Source organism: Rhodococcus sp. WY5 (genome assembly GCF_018588185.1).
Taxonomy (GTDB): Bacteria; Actinomycetota; Actinomycetes; order Mycobacteriales; family Mycobacteriaceae; genus Rhodococcus_F; species Rhodococcus_F qingshengii.
In genome coordinates this window covers 1,910,084-1,931,200 of the sequence record NZ_JAAMPR010000001.1, presented here as the reverse complement: position 1 = coordinate 1,931,200, position 21,117 = coordinate 1,910,084, and the positions used below count along the sequence as shown (strand labels likewise).

The 21,117-nt window shown below is 61.3% G+C and carries 21 protein-coding genes; 7 read left to right on the top strand and 14 right to left on the bottom strand.

Annotated elements, in window-relative coordinates; genetic code table 11:
* Positions 1–7: 7 nt before the first annotated feature.
* The 4 genes from G4D79_RS08900 to G4D79_RS08890 all read right to left on the bottom strand — a co-directional run bounded on the left by G4D79_RS08900 (position 8) and on the right by G4D79_RS08890 (position 3,092).
* The gene (locus tag G4D79_RS08900) at positions 8–739 is read right to left on the bottom strand and encodes a hypothetical protein (protein ID WP_099698382.1); all 732 of its coding nucleotides are present in this window, start codon (positions 737–739) and stop codon (positions 8–10) included.
* 38 nt (positions 740–777) lie between these two features.
* Positions 778–1,062, bottom strand: coding sequence for a hypothetical protein (locus tag G4D79_RS34470; RefSeq protein WP_003939785.1), 285 nt, complete (start codon positions 1,060–1,062; stop codon positions 778–780).
* Positions 1,063–1,189: 127 nt separating this feature from the next.
* Positions 1,190–2,797: an AMP-binding protein gene (locus tag G4D79_RS08895; RefSeq protein WP_054825371.1), complete on the bottom strand. Its 1,608-nt coding sequence runs from the start codon at positions 2,795–2,797 to the stop codon at positions 1,190–1,192.
* A gap of 103 nt (positions 2,798–2,900) precedes the next feature.
* The gene (locus G4D79_RS08890) at positions 2,901–3,092 is read right to left on the bottom strand and encodes a hypothetical protein (protein ID WP_039973125.1); all 192 of its coding nucleotides are present in this window, start codon (positions 3,090–3,092) and stop codon (positions 2,901–2,903) included.
* 25 nt (positions 3,093–3,117) lie between these two features.
* Here G4D79_RS08890 and G4D79_RS08885 point away from each other — a divergent pair, with 25 nt between their 5' ends.
* Positions 3,118–3,633 (top strand): CGNR zinc finger domain-containing protein, encoded by a 516-nt coding sequence (locus tag G4D79_RS08885; protein ID WP_003940315.1) that lies wholly within the window; start codon positions 3,118–3,120, stop codon positions 3,631–3,633.
* Between the two features lie 10 nt (positions 3,634–3,643).
* Here the strand turns inward: G4D79_RS08885 and G4D79_RS08880 are convergent, their stop codons facing one another.
* The 3 genes from G4D79_RS08880 to G4D79_RS08870 form a co-directional block, all read right to left on the bottom strand.
* Positions 3,644–4,276, bottom strand: a complete 633-nt coding sequence (locus G4D79_RS08880) for a hypothetical protein (RefSeq protein WP_099698383.1) — start codon at positions 4,274–4,276, stop codon at positions 3,644–3,646.
* Between the two features lie 87 nt (positions 4,277–4,363).
* Positions 4,364–4,900, bottom strand: coding sequence for a hypothetical protein (locus G4D79_RS08875; protein WP_007729952.1), 537 nt, complete (start codon positions 4,898–4,900; stop codon positions 4,364–4,366).
* Between the two features lie 150 nt (positions 4,901–5,050).
* Positions 5,051–6,214 (bottom strand): LLM class flavin-dependent oxidoreductase, encoded by a 1,164-nt coding sequence (locus G4D79_RS08870; protein WP_099698384.1) that lies wholly within the window; start codon positions 6,212–6,214, stop codon positions 5,051–5,053.
* A 157-nt stretch (positions 6,215–6,371) separates the two neighbouring features.
* Between G4D79_RS08870 and G4D79_RS08865 the strand changes: the two genes are divergently transcribed.
* From G4D79_RS08865 to G4D79_RS08855, 3 genes are all read left to right on the top strand, one after another.
* Positions 6,372–7,703, top strand: a complete 1,332-nt coding sequence (locus G4D79_RS08865) for an MFS transporter (protein WP_099698394.1) — start codon at positions 6,372–6,374, stop codon at positions 7,701–7,703.
* 141 nt (positions 7,704–7,844) lie between these two features.
* Positions 7,845–8,510, top strand: a complete 666-nt coding sequence (locus tag G4D79_RS08860; RefSeq protein ID WP_042924910.1) for a TetR/AcrR family transcriptional regulator — start codon at positions 7,845–7,847, stop codon at positions 8,508–8,510.
* Positions 8,507–10,162 carry an FAD-binding dehydrogenase gene (locus G4D79_RS08855; RefSeq protein ID WP_099698385.1) on the top strand — a complete coding sequence of 552 codons (1,656 nt, stop codon included), beginning with the start codon at positions 8,507–8,509 and terminating at the stop codon, positions 10,160–10,162. The genes G4D79_RS08860 and G4D79_RS08855 overlap by 4 nt, the downstream gene beginning before the upstream one ends.
* Before the next feature lie 8 nt (positions 10,163–10,170).
* On the opposite strand, the gene G4D79_RS08850 is transcribed toward G4D79_RS08855, so the two are convergent.
* On the bottom strand, positions 10,171–10,308 hold the full coding sequence (locus tag G4D79_RS08850; protein ID WP_156525015.1) for a hypothetical protein: 138 nt from the start codon (positions 10,306–10,308) through the stop codon (positions 10,171–10,173).
* A gap of 47 nt (positions 10,309–10,355) precedes the next feature.
* On the bottom strand, positions 10,356–12,722 hold the full coding sequence (locus G4D79_RS08845) for an arylsulfatase (RefSeq protein WP_064073879.1): 2,367 nt from the start codon (positions 12,720–12,722) through the stop codon (positions 10,356–10,358).
* A 117-nt stretch (positions 12,723–12,839) separates the two neighbouring features.
* On the opposite strand from G4D79_RS08845, the gene G4D79_RS08840 reads away from it, so the two are divergent.
* Entirely contained in the window at positions 12,840–14,051 is a 1,212-nt protein-coding gene (locus tag G4D79_RS08840; RefSeq protein WP_099698386.1) for a DUF2254 family protein, read from the top strand.
* A 94-nt stretch (positions 14,052–14,145) separates the two neighbouring features.
* Positions 14,146–15,978 (top strand): APC family permease, encoded by a 1,833-nt coding sequence (locus tag G4D79_RS08835; RefSeq protein ID WP_030536516.1) that lies wholly within the window; start codon positions 14,146–14,148, stop codon positions 15,976–15,978.
* A gap of 8 nt (positions 15,979–15,986) precedes the next feature.
* Here the strand turns inward: G4D79_RS08835 and G4D79_RS08830 are convergent, their stop codons facing one another.
* Positions 15,987–17,060 carry a VIT1/CCC1 family protein gene (locus tag G4D79_RS08830; protein ID WP_007729922.1) on the bottom strand — a complete coding sequence of 358 codons (1,074 nt, stop codon included), beginning with the start codon at positions 17,058–17,060 and terminating at the stop codon, positions 15,987–15,989.
* A 25-nt stretch (positions 17,061–17,085) separates the two neighbouring features.
* Positions 17,086–17,931, bottom strand: a complete 846-nt coding sequence (locus tag G4D79_RS08825; protein ID WP_099698387.1) for an alpha/beta hydrolase — start codon at positions 17,929–17,931, stop codon at positions 17,086–17,088.
* 190 nt (positions 17,932–18,121) lie between these two features.
* Here G4D79_RS08825 and G4D79_RS08820 point away from each other — a divergent pair, with 190 nt between their 5' ends.
* Positions 18,122–18,763, top strand: coding sequence for a DUF4232 domain-containing protein (locus G4D79_RS08820; protein WP_042447085.1), 642 nt, complete (start codon positions 18,122–18,124; stop codon positions 18,761–18,763).
* 1 nt (position 18,764) lies between these two features.
* Here G4D79_RS08820 and G4D79_RS08815 read toward each other — a convergent pair whose 3' ends face one another.
* The 3 genes from G4D79_RS08815 to G4D79_RS08805 are packed head-to-tail and all read right to left on the bottom strand — an operon-like array spanning position 18,765 to position 21,102.
* Positions 18,765–19,823 carry an ABC transporter permease gene (locus G4D79_RS08815; RefSeq protein WP_235867926.1) on the bottom strand — a complete coding sequence of 353 codons (1,059 nt, stop codon included), beginning with the start codon at positions 19,821–19,823 and terminating at the stop codon, positions 18,765–18,767.
* Entirely contained in the window at positions 19,820–20,689 is an 870-nt protein-coding gene (locus G4D79_RS08810) for an ABC transporter ATP-binding protein (protein WP_099698388.1), read from the bottom strand. The genes G4D79_RS08815 and G4D79_RS08810 overlap by 4 nt, the downstream gene beginning before the upstream one ends.
* Complete coding sequence (locus G4D79_RS08805) at positions 20,686–21,102, bottom strand: GntR family transcriptional regulator (protein ID WP_003939899.1); 417 nt, start codon at positions 21,100–21,102, stop codon at positions 20,686–20,688. Before G4D79_RS08805 ends, G4D79_RS08810 begins: the two co-directional genes overlap by 4 nt.
* Positions 21,103–21,117 lie beyond the last annotated feature (15 nt).

Here is a 21,117-nt window from a genome sequence, read left to right as displayed (position 1 = left end):
CTGATGTTCATCGCTTGATCTCGATGTCGTCGAAGTCGAGCGCCAGGAGCGTCGGCCGCGAGGGAACGCGGCCGCCTGGGCCTCTCGGGAGCACACGTCGTCGAGTGGGAAAGGTGAGACCGTCGAACTCGCGATGCTGGTCGCAGTAGAGAGCAGCTTTCGCCCAGCTGCCTACCGGTTCGGCGACGAAGTCGTGACGGCGGATGAGGCCACCGTTGTCGACATAGAAGGTCTGCTGCCGGCAATGGGTGTCGATTTCTGGCGCAAATGTTGCTTGTAGTCGTCGCCATTGCTGCCCGGATTCCTGCCAAGGTTCGGCTTCGGTGACAGTGATGTCGTCGCGGGCGAGCAGCAGCGGTGCGTTCAGATAGTTCCAAAAGGCGTAGCCGGCAAAGTAAGCGGTGTCGAGCGCGTCCCAGTGGAGGTTGCGCCGGACTCCACTCAACCCGAAAAACTCTGGACGTGGGTCGGTTCGACTCCCGAGTTCTTCGCCGTCACGAGCTTCGATCCGCACGACGCCCTTGTCGAACACAGCGCACTCGCCGACACGCGGAAAGTCTTGGAGGACAGTGCGTTGCTCGGCGACTTCAACCTCGACCGTGAACTTCGCCAGCTTGTTGCCGGGGAAGCGCTGAGGCAGCAGACCGCCCAAACGTCCCCGTGCCGTGATCGCTGAAACAGACTGCCAACGTTCGACTCCGCCATGTGCGGTGAGGACTTCATCGAGTAGTTCGGTCATATGTCGACGCTCTCCGTCCCCTGACGGAACTGTGGAAATCAGCGATCAGACGGACGCGTAGTTGTAGTTGCGTTCCTCCCGCGGTACCACTGCCACCCCGCGGTGATGATGACAGCGCCGGCAAGGGACCCGAGGATGCCGCTCGGGCGCAATGATAATCCGTCGCCTGCAATCAAACTCACGAGCAATCCGCCGACCAGCGAACCACCGATTCCCGCGATGAATGCGAAGGTCCAGTCCACTCGTGCGGTCGTTTTCCCCAGAATCAGCTGGGCTCCCGCTCCGATGACGATCCCGAACAGGAGTATTCCGATGATGAGCATGAGACAAGGCCCTTTCGTGGAGTGACGACGCAAGGCGCGAACGACTTACTCTGCACCATCTTTCCGGTATGTCTCTTATGTCGTGGTGAAATCCGTGTGAAAGGTCGTCGTCGCCCAATCCACGTTGCTAGGTCGATGCCAGTGTCGTCGCCCAGCGGTAGTCCGCCTTACCAGCCGGGGTTCGCTTGACTTCATCGACCAGCACGATCGTGCGCGGCACCTTGTAGCCGGCCAACGTCTTGCGGCAATGTTCCTGTACCGCTTCGAGAGTCAACTCGTCGGATCCGGGGTAGGTCGCGATCACCGCTGCGACCTGCTGCCCCATACGCGGGTCGGGCGCGGGGACAACGAGTGCGTCCGATATTGCCGGATGCGCGTGAAGGGCGGCCTCGACCTCTTCGGCGAAGACCTTCTCGCCACCGGTGTTGATGCACTGCGAGCCACGACCCAGGAAGACAATAGTGCCGTCCGCTTCGACCTTGCCCATGTCGCCGAGCACCGAAAGGCGGGTGCCGTCGGCGCGGGTCGGAAACGTGCGGGCGGTCTTCTCTTCGTCCTTGTAGTACCCGAGCGGGACGTTTCCGATACGCGCGATGTAGCCCACGTCGTCGGAGCCGGCGGGGATCTCTTCGAGCCGCTCGTCGACCAGGATCATGTTCGGCGAGGGCGGCATTCGCAGATTCCCCGCCTCGTCGATGGAGAAGGCGCCGTCGTTACCGGACTCGGAGGCTCCGAAGTTGTCCCGCAGCAGCAGGTCCGGCTTCACCGCCAGCATGCGGTCTCGAACGCTGGTGGACCAGATCGCACCACCCGACGTGATCGAGAAGAGACTGCTGAAATCGACCTCGTCTTTGCGTCGTTCCATCTCGTCGACCAACGGCAATCCCATGCCGTCACCGACGATCAAGATCACCTGTACCGAATCCTTCTCGATCGCTTCGACGACCTTCTCCGCAACGAATTCTCGTCGTAGAACCACGCGCGCGCCGAGGGTGAGGAACGTGAACAGCGAATACAACGCTGCGCCGTGCATGAGGGGGGCGGCAATGAGGAACGAGAGTTCCGGAAATTCCTTTGCAGCGCTGGCTATCTCGGCGAGGTCCTGTCGAGCTTCCTCGCCGTACGGATTTCCGCCGGAGAGCGGCTTACGGAAGAAGTCGTCGTGACGCCACATGACACCCTTCGGGTATCCGGTCGTCCCGCCGGTGTAGAGCAGGTACACGTCGTCGCCCGAACGAGAATCGAACTCCCCTACCGGTGACATCTCGCGAGCGTCGTCGAAGGAAACCACCGACACTTCATGCGCTTTCGCGGCAGCGACCAGTTCGGCCTCGACCTCGCCGATCACGATCACCGTCTTCACCTTCGGGCATGCACCGAAAAGGGAAGCAAGGACACGCTGATGCTCGGGGAGTTCCACGACCACTGCGACCGAGTCGGAGTTGGTGAAGATGTACTCGAGCTCGGCGGGTGTGTACCGATAGTTCACGTTGATCGGGACCGCACGGATCTTGATCAACCCGAGGATCGACGTGACATGTTCGACGCTGTTCTTCAGGAACAGGGCTACATGATCGCCTCGCGAGATGCCGGCTTGCGCGAGCAGGTTGGCCGTTCGGTTGGCTTCCGCGTCCAGCTCAGCGTAGGAGAAGTTCTCTCCCTCGTAAGTCAAGGCGACGCGATCAGGCACCGAGCTGGCGACGGTTTCGAATACATCAGCGAGGTTGAACTGCATCGTCTTCCCTTTCAGAGTCTGCGCCGCGATACCGAGGCATACAACCCTGAATCTAGAACACGTTCCATGTCACCCGAGGCAAAACGGAGCGATTAGCTGACCATTACCTGGACCTGACCTTGATCGGCGCAGCGACGGCCGAGCCCGCACCGCCCGACACCCATTCGGCGAGCAAGGTCTGCCACGACCCGCAATGGCAGCGCAGGTAGGTGACCGTCCCCTCGCTGGTCCGATGCCGAGATTCGATCTCCCAGCGGTGGATGCAACTTATCGGCGCGAAATCTGTTTTCTTCATACGACGAGCATGATGTAATGGCATTGTGCATCTCAACCCTTACGGCGAATATGCGGTGACGCTGGCCGCCGACCTGGCCAATCGAAATCCCGAGACCTTGGCCGAACTCGTCGAACGCTGCGTCGATGCAGGCATCATTCTCGATTTCCCCATCGCCGAGAAGGACCTCGACGAGACCCTCGACCTTCTGATCGAGTGGTCGAAAATCGTCGACGTCACGGAGGAGGCAGCCCGCGCCGAACTGGTGAACGTCATGCTCGAGCAAGCGTCGGCGTATCCGCGCATGACCAACCACGCGAACGACGGCTGGCATCTGCACTACCGCGATCCCCAACAGTCGCTCGCCGAGGTCCTCAAGGCACTCTTCTCGGTAGGCACGGCGCTACACCTCGTCGGCCGCGGCATGCACCGATTAGGGCGGTGCACCCTGGACGAGTGCACCAACATCTACGCGGACACCTCCCGCAACGGCAATCAGCGGTACTGCTCCCCCACGTGCGCGAACCGCGACGCGGTGCGGCGTCATCGTGCACGCAAGTGAGTTGCACCTACTACGACGTGGGACCCACTACCTCGAAATCCGAGCCACCTTGGTACTCGAACTGAAAGCTACCGCCGCTGCTTCCCGAGCTGATCCGATTCCACGCGTCGATCAAGTCCTGGACCGTGTTGTATCCCAGATCCTCCAAAGATCCTGAGAGACTTCCGGTTCCCGCGCCCTCGAACCAGCCGCCGACCACAACTGCCTGCGGAATCGCGATAGTGGGGTTGGTCGGATCGAGCAGTCGAACGCACGCTCCCGCAACGGCGTAAACCCCGGCCGGCAGATTACCGACGGTCCGCGTGATCGTCTGCCCAGGCGAAACGGCAAACAGATCGAGGATGTTACTGACGGTCGGGTACACCAACACGCCAGGCTGGAGCAGCTTTGCCGGATCGCGAACCACGTCGGGGACATCCCTGGCATTGAGGATCGCCACCGTGCAGTTGATGAAGCTGAACCGCGGGTTCGGGTTGGTGATGGTGAAGGTGATCGCATTGTCCGCTGCGCTCACCGATACCGGAGGCGGAAGAATCGCCGGTGCTGCCGACGCCGTCGCCGGAGTCATGACAACAAGTCCCACGACGGCGGCCGACGCCGCGACAATGCTTCCGAGAACGCGTTTGAATCCACGACTTCGCATTTCCGAACCTCCAGGCAAGTCGGTCAGATCACCAGATGCCTGAAGAATAGACCGCTCAGTCGGAAAATTGGGGAGACAGACGGTGAGCTACCCAAAAAGTCCTTCGAGGCTGCCGCTGCCGAACAGGTCGCTCAGGCTTCCGGTATTGATGCCGCTGAACGGTCCACCGATGACAACGAGGCTCGGCACGCCAGGAACAGGCTTACCCAACGTCTCCAGATCGAGAAGATCGGAGCACGCACCGAGCACGGCGTAGGTTCCGTCCGGAACATCGGTCACGGTGTTGGTGACCGTCTGCCCCTTACCGACGGCGAACAGTGAGGACGGGTCGGTGATCTTGGGGTACACCACAAGGTTCGGATCGAGCAGCTTGAGCGGATCATCAAGCACGGCAGCAGAATCCGCGGCGTTGACGACAAACGCCTGGCACAACGGGGCAATGCCCGTGTTGTTGTTCGTGATCGTCAGTGCCAGATCGTTTCCGGTCACCTTGTACGAGACGACCGGCGGGACCACCTCGGCCGACGCAGTTGCAGGATTGACCATCGCGACGCCTGCCGCGGTTGCAGCGGCGACTGCCACGGTTCCCACGACGCGACGTACTCCACTCGTGCCCAGCTTCATCGAGGATCCTTTCGTACTGCGCCTTGAGTTCGGCAACAGTGCGCAGCCTAGAACGGATCTACTGACCGAATTGCGTGAATAGTCCCGGAGGGAGGCCGTGCCCGAAAGATCGGGACAAACGTCCCCTTCTCGAAGAGCTCGCTGTTCGACTCAGTTCCCACTGGAGACGAAGGGCGTTCGCACCGGTCCGCCGACCGAACCGTGCGGTGCTACCAATCCACGCTTTTCGAGGATCGGACGCACGCCCTCACCGAACTGATACGCCTCTTCGAGATGGGGATAGCCCGACAATACGAAGTGATCCAGACCGATCGCCGCGTACTCGGCAATCCGATCAGCCACTTCTTGGTGCGAACCGACCAATGCGGTGCCTGCACCCCCTCGCACCAATCCGACGCCGGTCCACAGGTTCGGCGCAATCTCCAGCGACCTCGCTCCGACGTCTTCCTTGTAAGCCGAACCGCCGCCGTGCAATTCAAGCATCCGACGCTGACCTTCGGAGCCGGATCGCGCAAGACTCGCCTGAGCCTGCTCGACGGTCGCCGGATCGAGCGCACTGAGCAGCCGATCCGCTTCTGCCCATGCCTGTTCCGAGGTGTCCCGGCTGATGACATGCAGACGGATTCCGTAGTCGAGGTGACGACCTTGAACTTCCGCGAGGTCGCGAATCCAGGCGATCTTGGCGGCAACAGCGGACGGCGTCTCACCCCAGGTGAGATACGTATCCGCGTAACGCGATGCGACGGTTCCGGCCGCCGGCGACGATCCACCGAAGAAGATGGGCGGTACCGGGTCCGGAATACGCTGCAGCATAGCCTTTTCCACGTTGACGTACTCGCCGGAGAAATCAACCGGACCGTTACCGGACCACAACTGGCGGATCACGTCTAGGAACTCGCCGCATCGTGCGTACCGTTGGTTCTTGTCGAGGAAGTCACCGAACGTGCGCTGCTCGTGGTCCTCCCCGCCGGTCACGACGTTGAGCAGCAGACGACCGCCCGACTGCCATTGGAAGGTTGCGGCCATCTGAGCGGCAAGCGTGGGGCTGAGTAATCCCGGGCGCAGAGCAACCAGAAACTTGAGTGTCTCGGTGGTCTCGAGCATCATCGCCGTCGTCAGCCATGCGTCTTCGCACCACGCGCCGGTCGGCGTGAGGACAGCTTCGAAGCCGTTCGTCTCGGCGGCCGCGCCGATCTGATTGAGGTATTTCAGCGTCGCCGGACGATCACCGGACATCGAGCTGCCGTGCCCACCCGCCATCAGATTCCGGGAATCACCGTAAGTAGGCAAGAACCAGTGGAAGCGCAGTGACACGGTGATTCCTTTCGTCGACAAACAGGCAGAACTCTTCTGTCATTACAACCACAGTCCACCTCGAAGAACAGGGTTGAAATCACCCTGATCGCTACGGGTGCCCACTTTCGGCTCCGGCGATACCTTCGTGAATTTGCACCGCGACCCGGGGGCTCCGATGACCACGTTTGCCGAAGTCGAGCACAATTCACCGTTCTCGAACGAGACCGACGACGAGCGGCGATCCAGACTGAGAACCGTCGTCGCCGCGAGCCTGCTCGGCACGACGGTCGAGTGGTACGACTTCTTCCTCTATGCGACGGCCGCGAGCCTCGTCTTCAACCAACTGTTCTTCCCCAACCAGAGTTCCTTTGTCGGGACCATGCTTTCTTTTGCGACCTTCGCGGTCGGCTTTCTCGTTCGCCCCATCGGCGGAGTGGTGTTCGGTCACATCGGCGATCGCATCGGGCGCAAGCAAACGCTTGCCCTCACGATGTTCATCATGGGTATCGCGACGGCGCTCATGGGTGTCCTTCCGACCGCAGCTCAAATCGGGGTCGTTGCACCGATTCTGCTTCTGCTGCTTCGTATCCTGCAGGGATTTGCTCTCGGTGGTGAGTGGGCCGGAGCCGTTCTTCTGGCGGTCGAACACAGTCCGGAGAAGAAGCGCGGGCTGTTCGGCAGCATCCCGCAGATCGGACTGGCTCTCGGCTTGGCTTTGGGCACAGGAATGTTCGCACTACTTCAAACGGTCTTCGACGACGAACAGTTTCTCCGTTTCGGCTGGCGCATAGCCTTTGTTCTCAGCTTGGTGCTCGTGATCGTAGGGTTGGTGGTCCGTTTGAAGGTCGACGAGACGCCGGCATTTCAGGCCGTTCGCGACCTCGAACAACGCTCGTCCGCCCCGCTCAGGGAAGTCTTTCAAGGAAGAGTCGCGCGAAACACCGTACTGGGCATGCTGTCTCGCTGGGGCGAGGGCGCCGCGTTCAACACCTGGGGCGTCTTTGCAATCACGTATGCAACCAAGACTCTGCATTTCGAAAAGGTTCCGGTACTTCTCGTGGTCACCGTGGCCGCAGTAGTGATGGCGATCTTGCTGCCGTTTTCCGGTTCACTCACTGATCGGTTCGGCCCGCAACGGGTCTACATCGTGGGTATCGCCGCGTACGGCCTCGCGATCTTCCCCGCCTTCGCACTGTTCGGTACCGAGAATCTCCTGCTCTTCGGAGTCGCGATGGTCGTGGTCTTCGGAGTGATTCATGCCTTGTTCTACGGCGCCCAGGGAACGCTGTATGCGAGCCTCTACCCCACAGAAATCCGGTACACCGGGTTGTCGGTCGTCTACCAGTTCTCGGGCATCTACGCCTCCGGCGTCACACCTCTGATCCTTACTGCACTGATCGGCGCCACCGGCGGTTCACCGTGGCTGGCCTGTGGATATCTGGTGGCCACCTCGGCGATCAGCGTCGTCGCCACTGCGGCGATCAGGAAGCGTGATCTGCATCTGTAGCGATCACATCTGAATATTCACCTATCTTGCACATTTACTAGATATGCATAGAAATACCTGCGAAGAAGAATAGATCGAGATACGCCTGCGCATCGGATACATCGGTGTATCGTTTGGGGTCCCACCCTGACGGAGGCGCCGATGACGACTGGAACGGACAACTCGCCGGCCAAGCGTGTCACCAAACGCCGTGGTCAGACCCGGCAGCGTCTGCTCGACGCGGCTGCAGATGTCTTCTCCGAATCCGGGTTCGGGCACGCCACGGTCGAGCAGATCTGCGAACGCGCCGGATACTCCCGAGGCGCGTTCTACTCCAACTTCGATTCACTCGACGAATTGTTCTTCGCGATGTGGGAGCAGCGATCTGCATCAATGCTCGCCGATCTACGGCTGGCGACGGAGTCGATCACCGCCGGTAACATCGTCGACATCCATGCCGCTGTCGCCCGGATCGTGGCGGTGGTTCCGGTCGACCCGCAGTGGTACCGGATCAACGCGGAATTCACAGCCCACGCGCTCCGTAACCCGGCACTTCGCAAAGCCCTTGCCGACCGTGAAGACGCGATCCTTCGCACCCTGTTGCCCATTGTGGAGTCCGCACTCAGCGATGTCGGGCGAACAATCGTCGGCGACCCGACGGCGTTGGGACGGGCATTGGTTGCAGTGCACGACGGCACCAGCGTGCAGTGCCTCGTCGATACCGACACCAACGCCGCCTTTGCACTGCGCCGCGATATCTTCACTCGAATTCTGCTGTCCTACAGCGAAATAATCCAGAACAACCAATCGGAAGAGGAGTTGTCGTGAGCGAACAAGCTGACGTCATCGTTGTCGGGGCAGGGCTGGCGGGACTGGTCGCCACCTACGAACTGACGCGCGCGGGCCGCAAAGTCCTTGTCGTGGAACAGGAGAACGCTGCCAACCTCGGCGCGCAGGCATTTTGGTCTCTCGGCGGACTCTTCCTCGTGAACAGCCCCGAACAACGCCGACTCGGCATCAAGGACTCCCTCGAGTTGGCGATGCAGGACTGGATGGGCACAGCCGGATTCGACCGTGAGCGCGAAGATCACTGGCCGCGTCAGTGGGCCAAGGCGTACGTCGAGTTCGCAGCGGGCGACAAGCGTCAGTACCTGCACGATCTGGGGCTTCGCCTGATGCCGAATGTCGGCTGGGCCGAACGCGGCCGCGGAATGGCTCTCGGACACGGAAATTCGGTGCCGCGCTTCCACCTCACCTGGGGCACCGGACCTGGCGTCGTCGATGTCTTTCTGACCAAGGTCATAGCTGCCCAGAAACGTGGCCTTGTCACGTTCAAGCACCGCCACCAGGTGGATCAGTTGGTGGTCACCGATGGCGCGGTCACCGGTGTACGAGGAACCGTCCTCGAACCTTCCAGTGATCTGCGCGGTGTGAAGAGCTCACGCACCCCCATCGGCGAATTCGAGTTCGCCGCACAGGCCGTCGTGGTCACCTCCGGTGGAATCGGCGGCAACTACGAACTGGTGAAGAAGAACTGGCCGGAGCGACTCGGCACGGCTCCGAAGCACATGCTGACGGGAGTACCGGCGCACGTCGACGGACGCATGCTCGAAATCACCGAATCCGCGGGCGGAAACATCGTCAACCGCGACCGCATGTGGCACTACACCGAAGGCATCCAGAACTGGAATCCCATCTGGCCCAACCACGGAATCCGAATCATCCCCGGACCGTCCTCGATGTGGTTCGACGCCACCGGCAAGCGTCTGCCGGTCCCCAACTTCCCCGGCTTCGACACGATGGGAACTTTCAAGTACATCCTCGACAGCGGCCACGAGTACACGTGGTTCATCCTCGACCAGAAGATCATCGAGAAGGAGTTCGCACTCTCGGGATCGGAACAGAACCCTGACTTCACCAACCGCGACTTCAAGCTCCTCCTCGAACGAATCAAGAAGGGCGCGCCGGGACCGGTCGAGGCGTTCAAGCAGAAGGGCGCGGACTTCGTGGTGCGCAACAACCTTCGCGATCTGGTCGACGGCATGAACGCCCTCACCGACGAACCGCTCCTCGACTACGAGGACATCGAACGCGAGATGATCGCCCGCGACCGCGAAGTCGACAACAAGTACAGCAAGGACTTCCAGGTCACCGCCATCCACGGTGCCCGTAATCTGTTGGCAGACAAGATCGTGCGCGTCGTTGCACCGCACAAGATCCTGGACCCCAAGAACGGCCCACTGATCGCGGTCCGGTTGCACCTACTCACACGCAAGACCCTCGGCGGCTTGGAAACCAACCTGGATTCGCAGGTCATCAAGGCCGACGGCAGTGTCTTCGACGGTCTGTACGCAGCCGGTGAAGTCGCGGGCTTCGGCGGCGGCGGAGTCCACGGTTACAGCGCACTCGAGGGGACCTTCCTCGGCGGCTGCATCTTCTCGGGCCGCGCAGCCGGACGAGCATTGGCGCGCGACCTGTAGCTCCGAAATCAGACGAGCGAATGCGTGACCAGAATGTGGTGGGCACGCATTCGCCGCGCCTCGTGCACGGATTGATGGTGGTGATGGTGCGTCGGCCCCCGCGCGTGGCGGACCAGATCGTGAACAGTTCGGATGACGGTCGGCATTGCGACCCTCCCTCAGGAGATTGTGACTGCTGCTCTTGCCTGTGGAATCACTGTCTGGACACCGCCACTCGCGCCACCTCCTCCGGATCGATGAGGTGGGTATGGTCGTCGTCACCGACATCGATCTGCACGACGTCGATACGTGCGTTGAATGTGGTTGCGCCACTGTAATCAACACTGACAGGCATGCCGTAGTCATCCCCGATGTCGGTGGTCTCGTCCGCGGAGAAGACCATCGGTTGCGTCTGCTCGACGCGACCTGAGCCCACTTCGCGACCGTCGTGATAGATCGTGACCCCACCGCCTCTCGCGAGACCACCTCCGTCGTAGGTGAACTCAGCTCTGATCTGGTGTGATCCTGCCGGAATGTCAACGTCGGAACCGATGACGAACTCGGTCATGCCCAATAGGTTGTAGACGAATTTGGCGCGGCCTTCCCGCGCGTAAAGTGCCCAGCCACCAAATCTGCCTCCCTGCGCGATCATCACACCGTTGGCAGTAATGCCATCCGCGACGTCGACTGCTGCTGTGACACTGAATGATCGGTTCTTGATACTCAGCACGCTGTGCTCGCTCAGCCGTTTCATTCCGGGAAACAGAACCTGTCGATTCCCGGACACCAACTGCGGACGCCCCGCGATGTGAGGGTTGAACCTCTCGAATCTTCGGTCGTCGATCGGAAGCACGTTGTACTTGACTGCTTCGATCAACCACAAGCGTTGCAGTGCAGCGAGTTTCTCCGGCAACTCGGCCGCCAAATCTTTGGACTGCGTCCAATCCTGAGACCCGTCGTAGAGCTCCCACACGTCGTCGTCGAGAGCGGGGAGTGCCTCCGCGAAAAGCCACGGAGTGCTGTGCCTGGTGACCGCACTCCAACCCTTGTAATAGATTCCACGGTTGCCGGCCATCTCGAAGTACTGCAGATCGTGACGTTCGGCGACTTCGGCGTCGTCGAAGGTGTAGACCATGCTGGTCCCCTCGATGGGTGATTGCTGGACGCCGTTGACAAAGGTCGGTTCCGGTAGTTTCGCGACTTCGAGGATCGTCGGTGCAACGTCGATGACGTGGGTGAACTGCGACCGCGTCTCCCCCTTGGTCCGAATCCCTGCAGGCCAGTGCACGATCGTCCCGTTACGGGTGCCACCCCAGTGTGACGCAACCTGTTTCGTCCACTGATACGGCGTACACATTGCCCACGCCCACCCCACGGAATAGTGGTTGTATGCGTCCTTGGTACCGAATTTGTCTTTCACTTCCGCCATGAACTCGGGTGTTTCGATGGCGGCGAGTCCGTTGAAGTTGGCCATCTCGTTGAAAGCGCCGTTGATCGTCCCCTCTGCGGATGCTCCGTTGTCTCCGATGATGTAGTACACGAGAGTGTTGTCGAGAGCTCCGAGTTCTTCGATCGCATCGACAAGCCGGCCGACATGGAAATCGGTGTGTTCGAGAAATCCTGCATAGACTTCCATTTGGCGTTCGAGGACGGGCTTCATCTCCTCACTCATGTCCTCCCACGCCGGGATGGCCTCGGGACGCGGGGTGAGGACCGCATCCGCGGGAACGACCCCCCGCTGCTTCTGCTGCTCGAGAATCGATTCGCGTTGAGCGTCCCAACCTCCTGCGAACCGGCCCTCGTACTTGTCGGCCCACTGCTTCGGAACATGGTGCGGTGCATGTGTGGCGCCGGGTGCAAAGTAGACGAAGAACGGCTTGTCCGGAGCCAATGACTTCTGCATCCGAACCCAGTCGATCGCGTGATCGGCAAGGTCCTCAGTGAGGTGGTAACCCTCCTCCGGTGTCTTGTCCGGCTCGACAGGCGCGACGCCCTCGTACAGCGCCGGGTAATACTGGTTGTTCTCCCCGCCGATGAATCCGTAGAAATGCTCGAATCCGCCTTCTCCCGTCGGCCACGACGTGAACGGTCCCACCGGGGATGTTTGCCACGGCGGAACCTCGTGACACTTGCCGAACTGCGCCGTCGAGTATCCGTTGAGTTTCAACGTCATCGGCAGTGCGGCTTTGGTATTCGGCCGCAGGCCGGAAAGACCAGGAGCCGAGGTAGCGGTTTCGGTGATCGATCCCATGCCGACCGAATGATGGTTGCGCCCGCTCAGAAGAGCGGCGCGGGTCGGAGCACACAGTGCCGTCGTGTGAAACCGCGTGTACGTGAGCCCATTACTTTGCAATCGCTCAGCAGTCGGTGTGTCCGCTGGTCCTCCGAAGGCACTGCTCGCGCCATATCCCACGTCGTCCAACAGGACCACCAGAACATTGGGTGCGCCGGCCGGCGGTAGTAGCGGAGTGATCGGTGGAAACTCGGTGTCCGGATCCTTCGCGTCGTACGTCACCAGACCAAGATGTTGTCGATCCGGAATCGGTAGTACGGCGCGGCTCTGGTCTGTCGGATCCGTCATGACGTCTCGCCTTCTGTCTCTCACATGGCTCTTTCAAGCGTTTCAGGATCACGACGACGTCGACATCATCCGTTTCGGGTGAAGGCGCACCATTGCCGCAGCGTGGAGGCTTGAAGTGTGGATCAGCCCGGACGTTTCGCTCCCACCCCGATCGGGCATGCCTTCCTCGTCCCCCGGCGCCGTGTACGTGCCGGCCTGACCCAGATCCTGTGCGTCGTCGTGGGACTGGCTGCCGGACTGGGGATGCCGTACGTCCGGAGCGGCCCGACGATTCCTGCCCGTCAGGTCAGCGAGATGCTCGTTGCCCTCGGACTGGGGCTATTAGGTGTAGTGGCAGTGATCTTCTCGCTGCTGTTCCTCGTCGTCCAATGGGCCGCGACCACCTTCACTCCTCGCTTGTTGTTGTTCCGCGACGACCCCATCGTGTGGCGGACGTTTGCCTTCGCGATGGGCCAGTCGGTTTTCGACATCACGGCGGCGCTCGCCATCAGCAACGAAACGGATGTGTCCGTGGTTGTGCCAAGTCTCGCAGTGCTGGCACTCTTGGCCACGCTGACGCTGATCAGACTGCTCCAGCTGCGCGCATTCTCGGCCATCCAGTTGGCTCCTGTACTGACCACGATCTCGAGTCGTGGCCGAGCAGTCTTCGCCGCCGTGTACCCCACCACCGATCTGGAGTTGCCGCCTCTACCAACACTTCCGGTGATCACGACAATCGAGTGGCATCGACCGCCGGCCGTTCTGCAGCAGATCCTCGTCGAAGATCTGCTGCAGAACGCTCGGAACTGCCGATCCATGGTGGTCCTCCGAGTGTCGCCGGGTAGCACGCTGCGAGACGGATTGCCGCTCGCCGACGTCTACGGCGGACCCATGCCCGCCAACGCGATCCTTGACGCCTTGGTCAGTGGGAGTGAGCGGACCTTCACCCAGGACCCCCTACTCGCGATTCGGTTGTTGGCTGACATCGCGCTCAGAGCGCTCTCACCCGCTATCAACGATCCTGCGACGGCCGTGCAGGCTCTGGACGAGATCGAGGACCTCCTCTCTCTGGTGGCCTCCGTACGCGCAGATTCGATCCGGGCCGTCGACGAGCGTGGTGATCTGCGTGTGGTGATTCCACTGCCCGACTTCACGAGCTTCGTCAGAACCGGACTGGACGACGTCATAGCCTCGGCATCGAACTCGCCACTCGTTCTGGGCCGACTTCGCGACCTACTTTCGCACGTCGCCGCCCAATCGGAGTCTCGGAACCGCGATATTCTCGCCAAGCGCGCTCGCTGGATTGATCAGCTGTCACAAGGCTTCCCGCGACTCGAACCCCCGTTGTGAACCCGTACAGATTTGCGGGCCATCGCGTCAAAGCATCGTCAAGATCAGTCTCAGAGCTACGGGAAATGACGATACTGACTCGGTGAGACATGCAGTGATACTCGGACACCGTGGAGTCATATCGTCGACGACCCGCCCGGCCCGTGGGCCAGAGAATCAGAAGCTCTCCGTCGCAACCGGACTGGCAGGGCTTTCGCTCGACGCGATGGCCTCGGTGTCGTACGGGCCAGAAGCCATCGTGTTGGTGTTGGCCCTCGCCGGCGGCGCGGGGATCGGGTTCACCGTGCCGGTGACGATCGCCATCGCCGTGCTGCTTGTGGTCCTGGTGGCGTCGTATCGCCAGGTGATCGCCGCATTTCCCGAAGGCGGTGGCGCATATGCCGTCGCGAAGAAGCATCTGAGTCCTCGCGCAAGCCTGACTGCCGCCGCATCGTTGATCGTCGACTACACCCTCAACGTCGCGGTATCGATCGCAGCCGGTGTCGCGGCTCTGACCTCCGCCTTCCCTGCGCTTCTTCCCTACACGGTCTGGATCGCACTGGCGATACTCGGCGGCATCACGGCACTGAATCTGCGGGGCATCGCAGATTCCGCGCGGGTATTCATGTTGCCCACCGTGGTTTTTGTCGTCAGCATCTTCACGGTGATCGGTGCCGGACTGCTTCGGGAAAACCCTGCTGCCGCAACGGCTCCCTTCGTCGTCGACAACGCACACACGATCGGCATTCTCCTTCTGCTCAAGGCATTTTCGAGTGGTTGCGCCGCATTGACCGGTGTCGAAGCCATCGCCAACGCGGTACCCAGTTTCAAGAAGCCTCGCGTGCGTAGCGCTCAGCGTGCCGAAGTAGCTCTGGGAATCCTGTTGGGCACCATGTTGATCGGCCTTGCCGTGTTGATCGAGAAGTTCTCACTGGCCCCAGTCCCTGGAACAACGGTCCTGTCGCAACTCACTTCCGCTGCCCTCGGAAATGGTGTGGGCTACTACGTCGTCCAATTCTCCACTGTGATTCTGTTGGCGTTGGCCGCGAATACCTCGTACGGCGGACTTCCGAACCTGATGCGAATCCTCGCCGACGACAACGTGCTCCCGCACCGCTTCAGCCGGAAGTCGACGCGCGACGTCTTCACTTACGGCGTCTTGTCGCTCGGTGGCGTCGGTGCTCTCCTGCTCATCGGATCCGGCGGAAACATGAACACCTTGGTGCCGCTGTTCGCCATCGGTGTGTTCATCGGATTCACGCTCGCGCAGTTCGGCATGGTGCGCCACTGGCTCGCCGAACAGACGCCGGGCTGGAAGTGGCGCCTAGCGCTCAACGGTTTCGGCGCAGTGTTGACCTCGATCGCAGCAGTGGTGACCACCGCCATGAAGTTCACCGAGGGAGCCTGGCTGATCGCTCTCGCCCTCCCTGCGCTTGTCCTCGGTATGGAACGCATCCGCGGTGCGTACACACATATCGGTACGCGGTTAACCGTTCAGGGTGAGAACGATTCTCTGTCTATCGGATACAAACCAGCGGTCCTAGTACCGGTGTCCGAAATTACGTCGCTCTCCACCCGCGCGATGGCCGCGGCAACGGCGATGTCGTCACAGCCCATCGCAATTCGAGTCTGCCTGGCCCACGAATCGACGACGGACTTCACACGCCGATGGCAAGCCCGACACCCGAATTCGCGTTTGATCGTCATCGAGGACACCGAGAATTCCGTGGGGAACACCCTCGCCCGATACATCCGCACACACTTCCCCCACCGAGAGACCTTTGTTGTCGTCGCCACCATCGACCCGGCGACCAGATGGCACCGGTTCCTCCCGAGCCAACGGACCGATGAGATCGCTCATGCACTGCGCAAACACACCGAGGCCGTGGTGTGCCAGATTCCGGTTCGGATCGATCCGGCTCACCGCGATCCCGCCCTACGCGCGTAAGCCGACGCTCAGAGCGAAGTCCCGAACAACATGCCGAGCAGATACGTCGCGCCGGCAGCGCCGTAGCCGATCGCAAGTTGGCGTAGCGCCCGCTTGAATGGCGGCCCGCCCGAGAGCAACCCGACCACAACGCCCGTCGTCAGCAACGCGATCCCCACGAGAACAGATGCGACGATCAGAGCCGTCATGCCTTCCAGGCCGAACAGATACGGCAGCACCGGAATGATTGCGCCCGAGGCGAAGAAGCAGAAACTTGCCGCCGCTGCGCCCAACCCGGTTCCGACGGCTTCATGGTCGTCGACAACGTCCGCGGCGCCGAAGGTGCTGTTCGCGAGGACCTCGGCGGCGCGCTGGTCCGCTTCCTCGGCGGACATACCGCGGGCCCGGTAGACCAGGGCCAATTCGTTCGCGTCGACGTCGAGCAGGCCGACAGCTTCGCTGGCCGCGGGACCAGGATTGGACGCTTCCAACAACTCTCGCTGAGAGCGGACTGAAACGTACTCGCCGGCACCCATCGACAGGGCGCCGGCCAGAAGCCCGGCCATGCCGGTGATCAGAACGATCTGGTTGGAGACGCCGCTACCGCTGATGCCGAGTACAAGAGCGAGATTGCTGACGAGGCCGTCGTTGGCTCCGAAGACGGCGGCACGAAACGTCCCCGAAAGTCTGTTCCGACCCCGAGTGGCCAAGGCCCGCACCACTTCTTCGTGGATCTTCTCGTCCGCGCCCATCGATGCAGTCGCGTCGGCGTCGTTGGGATACGGGGATCGCGTCTCCGCGCGCTGCGCAAGAGCGAGCACGAAGACGGAGCCGAAGCGCCTGGCCAGAAAGCCCAGTATCCGAGTGCGGATATCGCCGCGAAGTGGTTTGCCGACGTGATCGCCGAGTAGCGCTCGCCAGTGCGCCTCGTGTCGCCCCTCCGCGTCGGCCAGTGCGAGAAGGATTTCGCGCTCCTCGCCGCTGCGCCTACTCGCGAGGTCTCGGTAGACGGCGGCCTCGGCTTGTTCGTCGGCGAGGTATCGTCTCCAGCGCTTGACATCTCGCGGGTCTGGATCGGGTCGTGCGGCCGGAACTGTGGACATCGTGTTCCCCTTTCCGGTGAGGCGGTCACGCTTCGAGTACTCGGTCCATCCACGTCGTCAGATCGTTGATGACGTCGTCGCGGTTGGTCTCGTTGAAGATCTCGTGTCTGGCACCCGGATAGGTGTAGTAGGTGACGTCTTCGATCCCCGCCGAGTTGTACCGTTCGACTGCGACGTCGGTACGGCTCAGTGCGGCGTTGAGAGGATCCGAGGTGCCGACGAAGACCAGGATCGGAAGGTCTTGTCGCACGCCCTCGACGTCGACGAACCTCGGCCCAGCTGCGATAAGCCCGCCCATGCCGGCGTCGTCCAGGCTGAAACCACACAGTGGATCGTTGATGTACAGATCCACCTGCGCTTCGTCACGGCTGAGCCAGTCGTGCGGAGTACGGGCCGGTTCGAATTCGGCGTTGAACTGGGCGAGGACGTCCGGGCCGTCGTTGACGAGGCTCTCGATGAGTTGATCGACCGCGGTGGTCCCCGACAGTGCGACGGCGTCGATCAGGTGTGAATGGTCGAGGATGTACTGCTGCGAAGCGAACGAACCGAGGCTGTGGCTGAGCAGTACGACGGGCAGGCCGGGGTGGTTGTCGCGGATGATGCCCGTGAGGGTCACCATGTCTGCCACCAAGCGGTTCCAGCCGTCGTCGCCGATGTTGCCTGGGCCGGCGTGCATGCTCTCACCGTGGCCGCGGTGGTCCGCCGCGTAGACGTGGAAACCGCGAGCATTCAGGGCTTCGGCAACGTGTGCGTAGCGTTTTGCGTGCTCACCCATACCGTGCGCGAGTTGAACAACCCCTCGAGGTTCCTGCTCGGTGGGCCATTCGTGGACATGAATGACCACTCCGTCGTCGCTGGTGAAGGTGAACATGCGCTACTCCCGGTGGTCGCGATCCGGACAGGTCATTTCTCATGCTAGATCCGCAACGGCAATCCATCCGGGAAGTAGGTCCTGATCACCGGCGAGCCTGATTCGTTTCTGCACATCCGGCTTAAAACTCGGATATACCGGACACGGATGTTCGGAAACAGTTGTCGACCAGCCTGAGGAGTACAGAGCGATGAATTCGAACCGCATGCGCAACGTCGGCTTGTTGGCGGCTCCACTTGCTGCTCTCGCCCTTCTCAGCGGTTGCGGCTCGGATGAAACGGGAACGGCCGAGAGTTCACCGGCACCCGCCTCAACGACGACCGCCTCTGCGCCGACGACCCAGACCGGCACCGCTTCACCTTCGACGACCCATACCGACCACACCCAAACGACAACCTCGACGGCACCCAATCCCGAAGGCTGCGCGATCGGGGAACTGAACGTCACCCTCGGCGAGTCGAGTGGCGCCGCCGGTTCTGTGGAGCTTCCGGTGGTCTTCACCAACACGGGCGGCCGCACGTGCACGCTCGACGGTTTCCCCGGCGTCTCGTATGTCACGGGAGCGTCCGGAAGCGAAGTGGGTGCTGCAGCCGGCCGCTCCGGATCCGGTTCACTCGTCTCCCTTGCCCCTGGCTCTGCCGCAACGTCTTTGGTGCGAGCTACGAACGTCGAGAACTACCCGGCAGATCAGTGCGGCGTGACCGACGTTGCGGGACTGAGGGTTTACCCACCCAACAGCTACGACTCGGTCTTCCTCGCCTACCCCACCAAGGGTTGCTCGATGACCGGCGCGAACATCAACCAGCTGACGGTCGCGCCGGTCGCCCGCTGAGTCACGGCTTGAGACGTCGTAGACCCCAGAGCGCAGGCAGGAGGAACAATCCCGAAAGGATCAGGACGAGTGCAGCTTCCGTGAATTGGAATCGTCTGACCTGGTCGACCGAGTGGTACCAGGTTTCGTAGTGGTCCACTCCCTGCGCGAGCACACACGCACGATATTCGGCGTCGAGTTGGGCCAAGAAGGCTTTCTGGCGAACATAGAAATCCACGTCACTCTCGTCGGATCGCTGATCGTATTCATTGCCGGCTGTATCGTTAGTGCACGCCTGATAGTCGATCTCGACCGGCTTCCCGTTGGCATCGGTGTATCCACTCCGTATCACCCACGCCATCGAGGAGTCCATGACGTAAGTTGCGTAGAAGGTGTCGTGGTCGATACCTTGCGTCAGCACAGTCGGCTCGGCATAGTGCGGCCGTGCCAGATTCTGAAATCCCACCATCAAACCTGCGACGGCCACCAAGGTGACGGCCACCGCGGCGATGGGTGATCGCACCAGCAGTGATACCGCAGCTCCGGCGACCAACGCCATGAAAGTGTATGCACCCAAGACGATTCCGCTGGAATTGAACAGAGGGAAGAGCATCGAACTCATTCCGTACGACTGAACGGGTCCGACGTTGACCACATAACTCCAACTCTCGAATCCAACCCGAGCGGCTTCGAGAATGAAACCGAGAATCGCGGCTGCGGCAGTGAGCGGAAGAAAGACAACAACGACTCGCATCCAGAACCATCGTGCTCGACTCACCGACTGCGTCAGACCGAGAACATGTGTTTGCTGATCGATGTCGCGGGAGAATACCGTCGCGCCCACCAGCGCCCCGAGTAGTACCGGTAAGGCGGCGGCGATCGTGTTCACGCCGGTAACGGCGGTATCCGCCCAGCAGTCCCATCCGACCCCGACACACCCGAAGTACGTTCCTCGGCCCTCTGTACCCAAGCTACTTCGAGTTCCGATCCCGCCGACTATCGCTGCCATAGCCAAAGCTGCGATGAATCCAAGCGACACAACGAGCGATGTCCGGTGGTGCCGCCACGTAACCCAGATCATGCCGCCACCATCGTTTCTGCGCTCAGGTGCCCGAGCACCACGTCGTCGAGAGTTGCGTCGTCGATCACCCAGCCGGCCCGAGGGCTCGGACGGATTCCCTCCACCACGTGAGAATTCGACCGCATCCCCTTGTCGGTATGAATGACCGCACCGGCGCCGACCACGTCCGAGGGGTCGCCGTCCCCGATCAATACGTAATGGGCAGAGATCAATTCATCCAACGGACCGGACAATCTCGCGTTTCCGCCGCCCAGCAGAAGAAGTCGATCCGAGACGTCTGCCAATTCGGAGACGATGTGTGAAGACAACAGAACCGTGGTGCCGTACTCGGCAACGTCTTCGAGCAGAGTGGTCGCGACGGACCGCCGCGCCACGGGATCAAGATCCGCCAAGGGCTCGTCGAGTAGAAGCAACTGCGGTCTGCGCCCCAGCGCCAAAGCCAGTGCAACCCTGGTTCGTTGACCTGGTGACAGAGTCTTCGCCTTTGCATCGAGAGCAATCCCAGCGCGCTCCACCAGATCCAGAGCGTACTTCGCATCCCACTCGTCGTTGGTATATGCGCCGAATCGAAGAAGTTCTGCAACAGTGAATTTGGGATACAGCGGCTTGTGCTGAGCGAGGTACGACAGGCCTGGGCAGATGCCGTCCTGATCCGGCGTGCTGCCCAGGACGGAGATCGAACCATGGTCAGGCATCGTCAACCCGACCGCCAAGGACATCAGCGTGGACTTACCGGCGCCGTTCACCCCGACCAGGGCAGTGATGCTTCCTGTTGCGATCTCGAATGTGCAGGCGTCGAGCACCTTCTTCTTGCCGAAGCGCTTGTCCACGTCCTGCATTGTCAGTGCCGATTCTTGCGCAGTCATGATGTCTCCCCCTGCTTTCCGGACGGATCCGTTTCGATGAACGTCTTCTCGAGTTCCAAACTCACCAGTGCTTCGATGTCCGTGCGCTCGAGTCCAGCGGCCACGGCATCTGCCACCCAACGCGCCAACTCGCGCCGTAGCGCAGAGCTTTCCGCCATACCGGGCTTGGCCAGGGACTTGACGACGAACGTGCCCAATCCGGGCCGCGGAGCAACAAGTCCGTCGCGCTCGAGTTCCTTGTAGGCCTTCAGGACTGTGTTCGGGTTGATCGCGAGCGCTCCCACGACGTCCTTGGCTGTGGGCAGCCGATCCCCGACTTGGAGATCACCGAGCCTGAGCGCCTGCTTCACCTGAAGGACCAATTGCACGTAAGTGGGAATGCCGGATCGGCGGTCGATACGGAAGTCGATCATCCGAACCCTTTCACT

Bases quoted from the DNA above. Each gene is read 5' to 3' on its own strand.
- G4D79_RS08900 (WP_099698382.1), bottom strand. From the start codon at position 739: ATGACCGAACTACTCGATGAAGTCCTCACCGCACATGGCGGAGTCGAA.
- G4D79_RS34470 (WP_003939785.1), bottom strand. From the start codon at position 1,062: ATGCTCATCATCGGAATACTCCTGTTCGGGATCGTCATCGGAGCGGGA.
- G4D79_RS08895 (WP_054825371.1), bottom strand. From the start codon at position 2,797: ATGCAGTTCAACCTCGCTGATGTATTCGAAACCGTCGCCAGCTCGGTG.
- G4D79_RS08890 (WP_039973125.1), bottom strand. From the start codon at position 3,092: ATGAAGAAAACAGATTTCGCGCCGATAAGTTGCATCCACCGCTGGGAG.
- G4D79_RS08880 (WP_099698383.1), bottom strand. From the start codon at position 4,276: ATGCGAAGTCGTGGATTCAAACGCGTTCTCGGAAGCATTGTCGCGGCG.
- G4D79_RS08875 (WP_007729952.1), bottom strand. From the start codon at position 4,900: ATGAAGCTGGGCACGAGTGGAGTACGTCGCGTCGTGGGAACCGTGGCA.
- G4D79_RS08865 (WP_099698394.1), top strand. From the start codon at position 6,372: ATGACCACGTTTGCCGAAGTCGAGCACAATTCACCGTTCTCGAACGAG.
- G4D79_RS08860 (WP_042924910.1), top strand. From the start codon at position 7,845: ATGACGACTGGAACGGACAACTCGCCGGCCAAGCGTGTCACCAAACGC.
- G4D79_RS08850 (WP_156525015.1), bottom strand. From the start codon at position 10,308: ATGCCGACCGTCATCCGAACTGTTCACGATCTGGTCCGCCACGCGCGG.
- G4D79_RS08845 (WP_064073879.1), bottom strand. From the start codon at position 12,722: ATGACGGATCCGACAGACCAGAGCCGCGCCGTACTACCGATTCCGGAT.
- G4D79_RS08830 (WP_007729922.1), bottom strand. From the start codon at position 17,060: ATGTCCACAGTTCCGGCCGCACGACCCGATCCAGACCCGCGAGATGTC.
- G4D79_RS08825 (WP_099698387.1), bottom strand. From the start codon at position 17,931: ATGTTCACCTTCACCAGCGACGACGGAGTGGTCATTCATGTCCACGAA.
- G4D79_RS08820 (WP_042447085.1), top strand. From the start codon at position 18,122: ATGAATTCGAACCGCATGCGCAACGTCGGCTTGTTGGCGGCTCCACTT.
- G4D79_RS08815 (WP_235867926.1), bottom strand. From the start codon at position 19,823: ATGATCTGGGTTACGTGGCGGCACCACCGGACATCGCTCGTTGTGTCG.
- G4D79_RS08810 (WP_099698388.1), bottom strand. From the start codon at position 20,689: ATGACTGCGCAAGAATCGGCACTGACAATGCAGGACGTGGACAAGCGC.
- G4D79_RS08805 (WP_003939899.1), bottom strand. From the start codon at position 21,102: ATGATCGACTTCCGTATCGACCGCCGATCCGGCATTCCCACTTACGTG.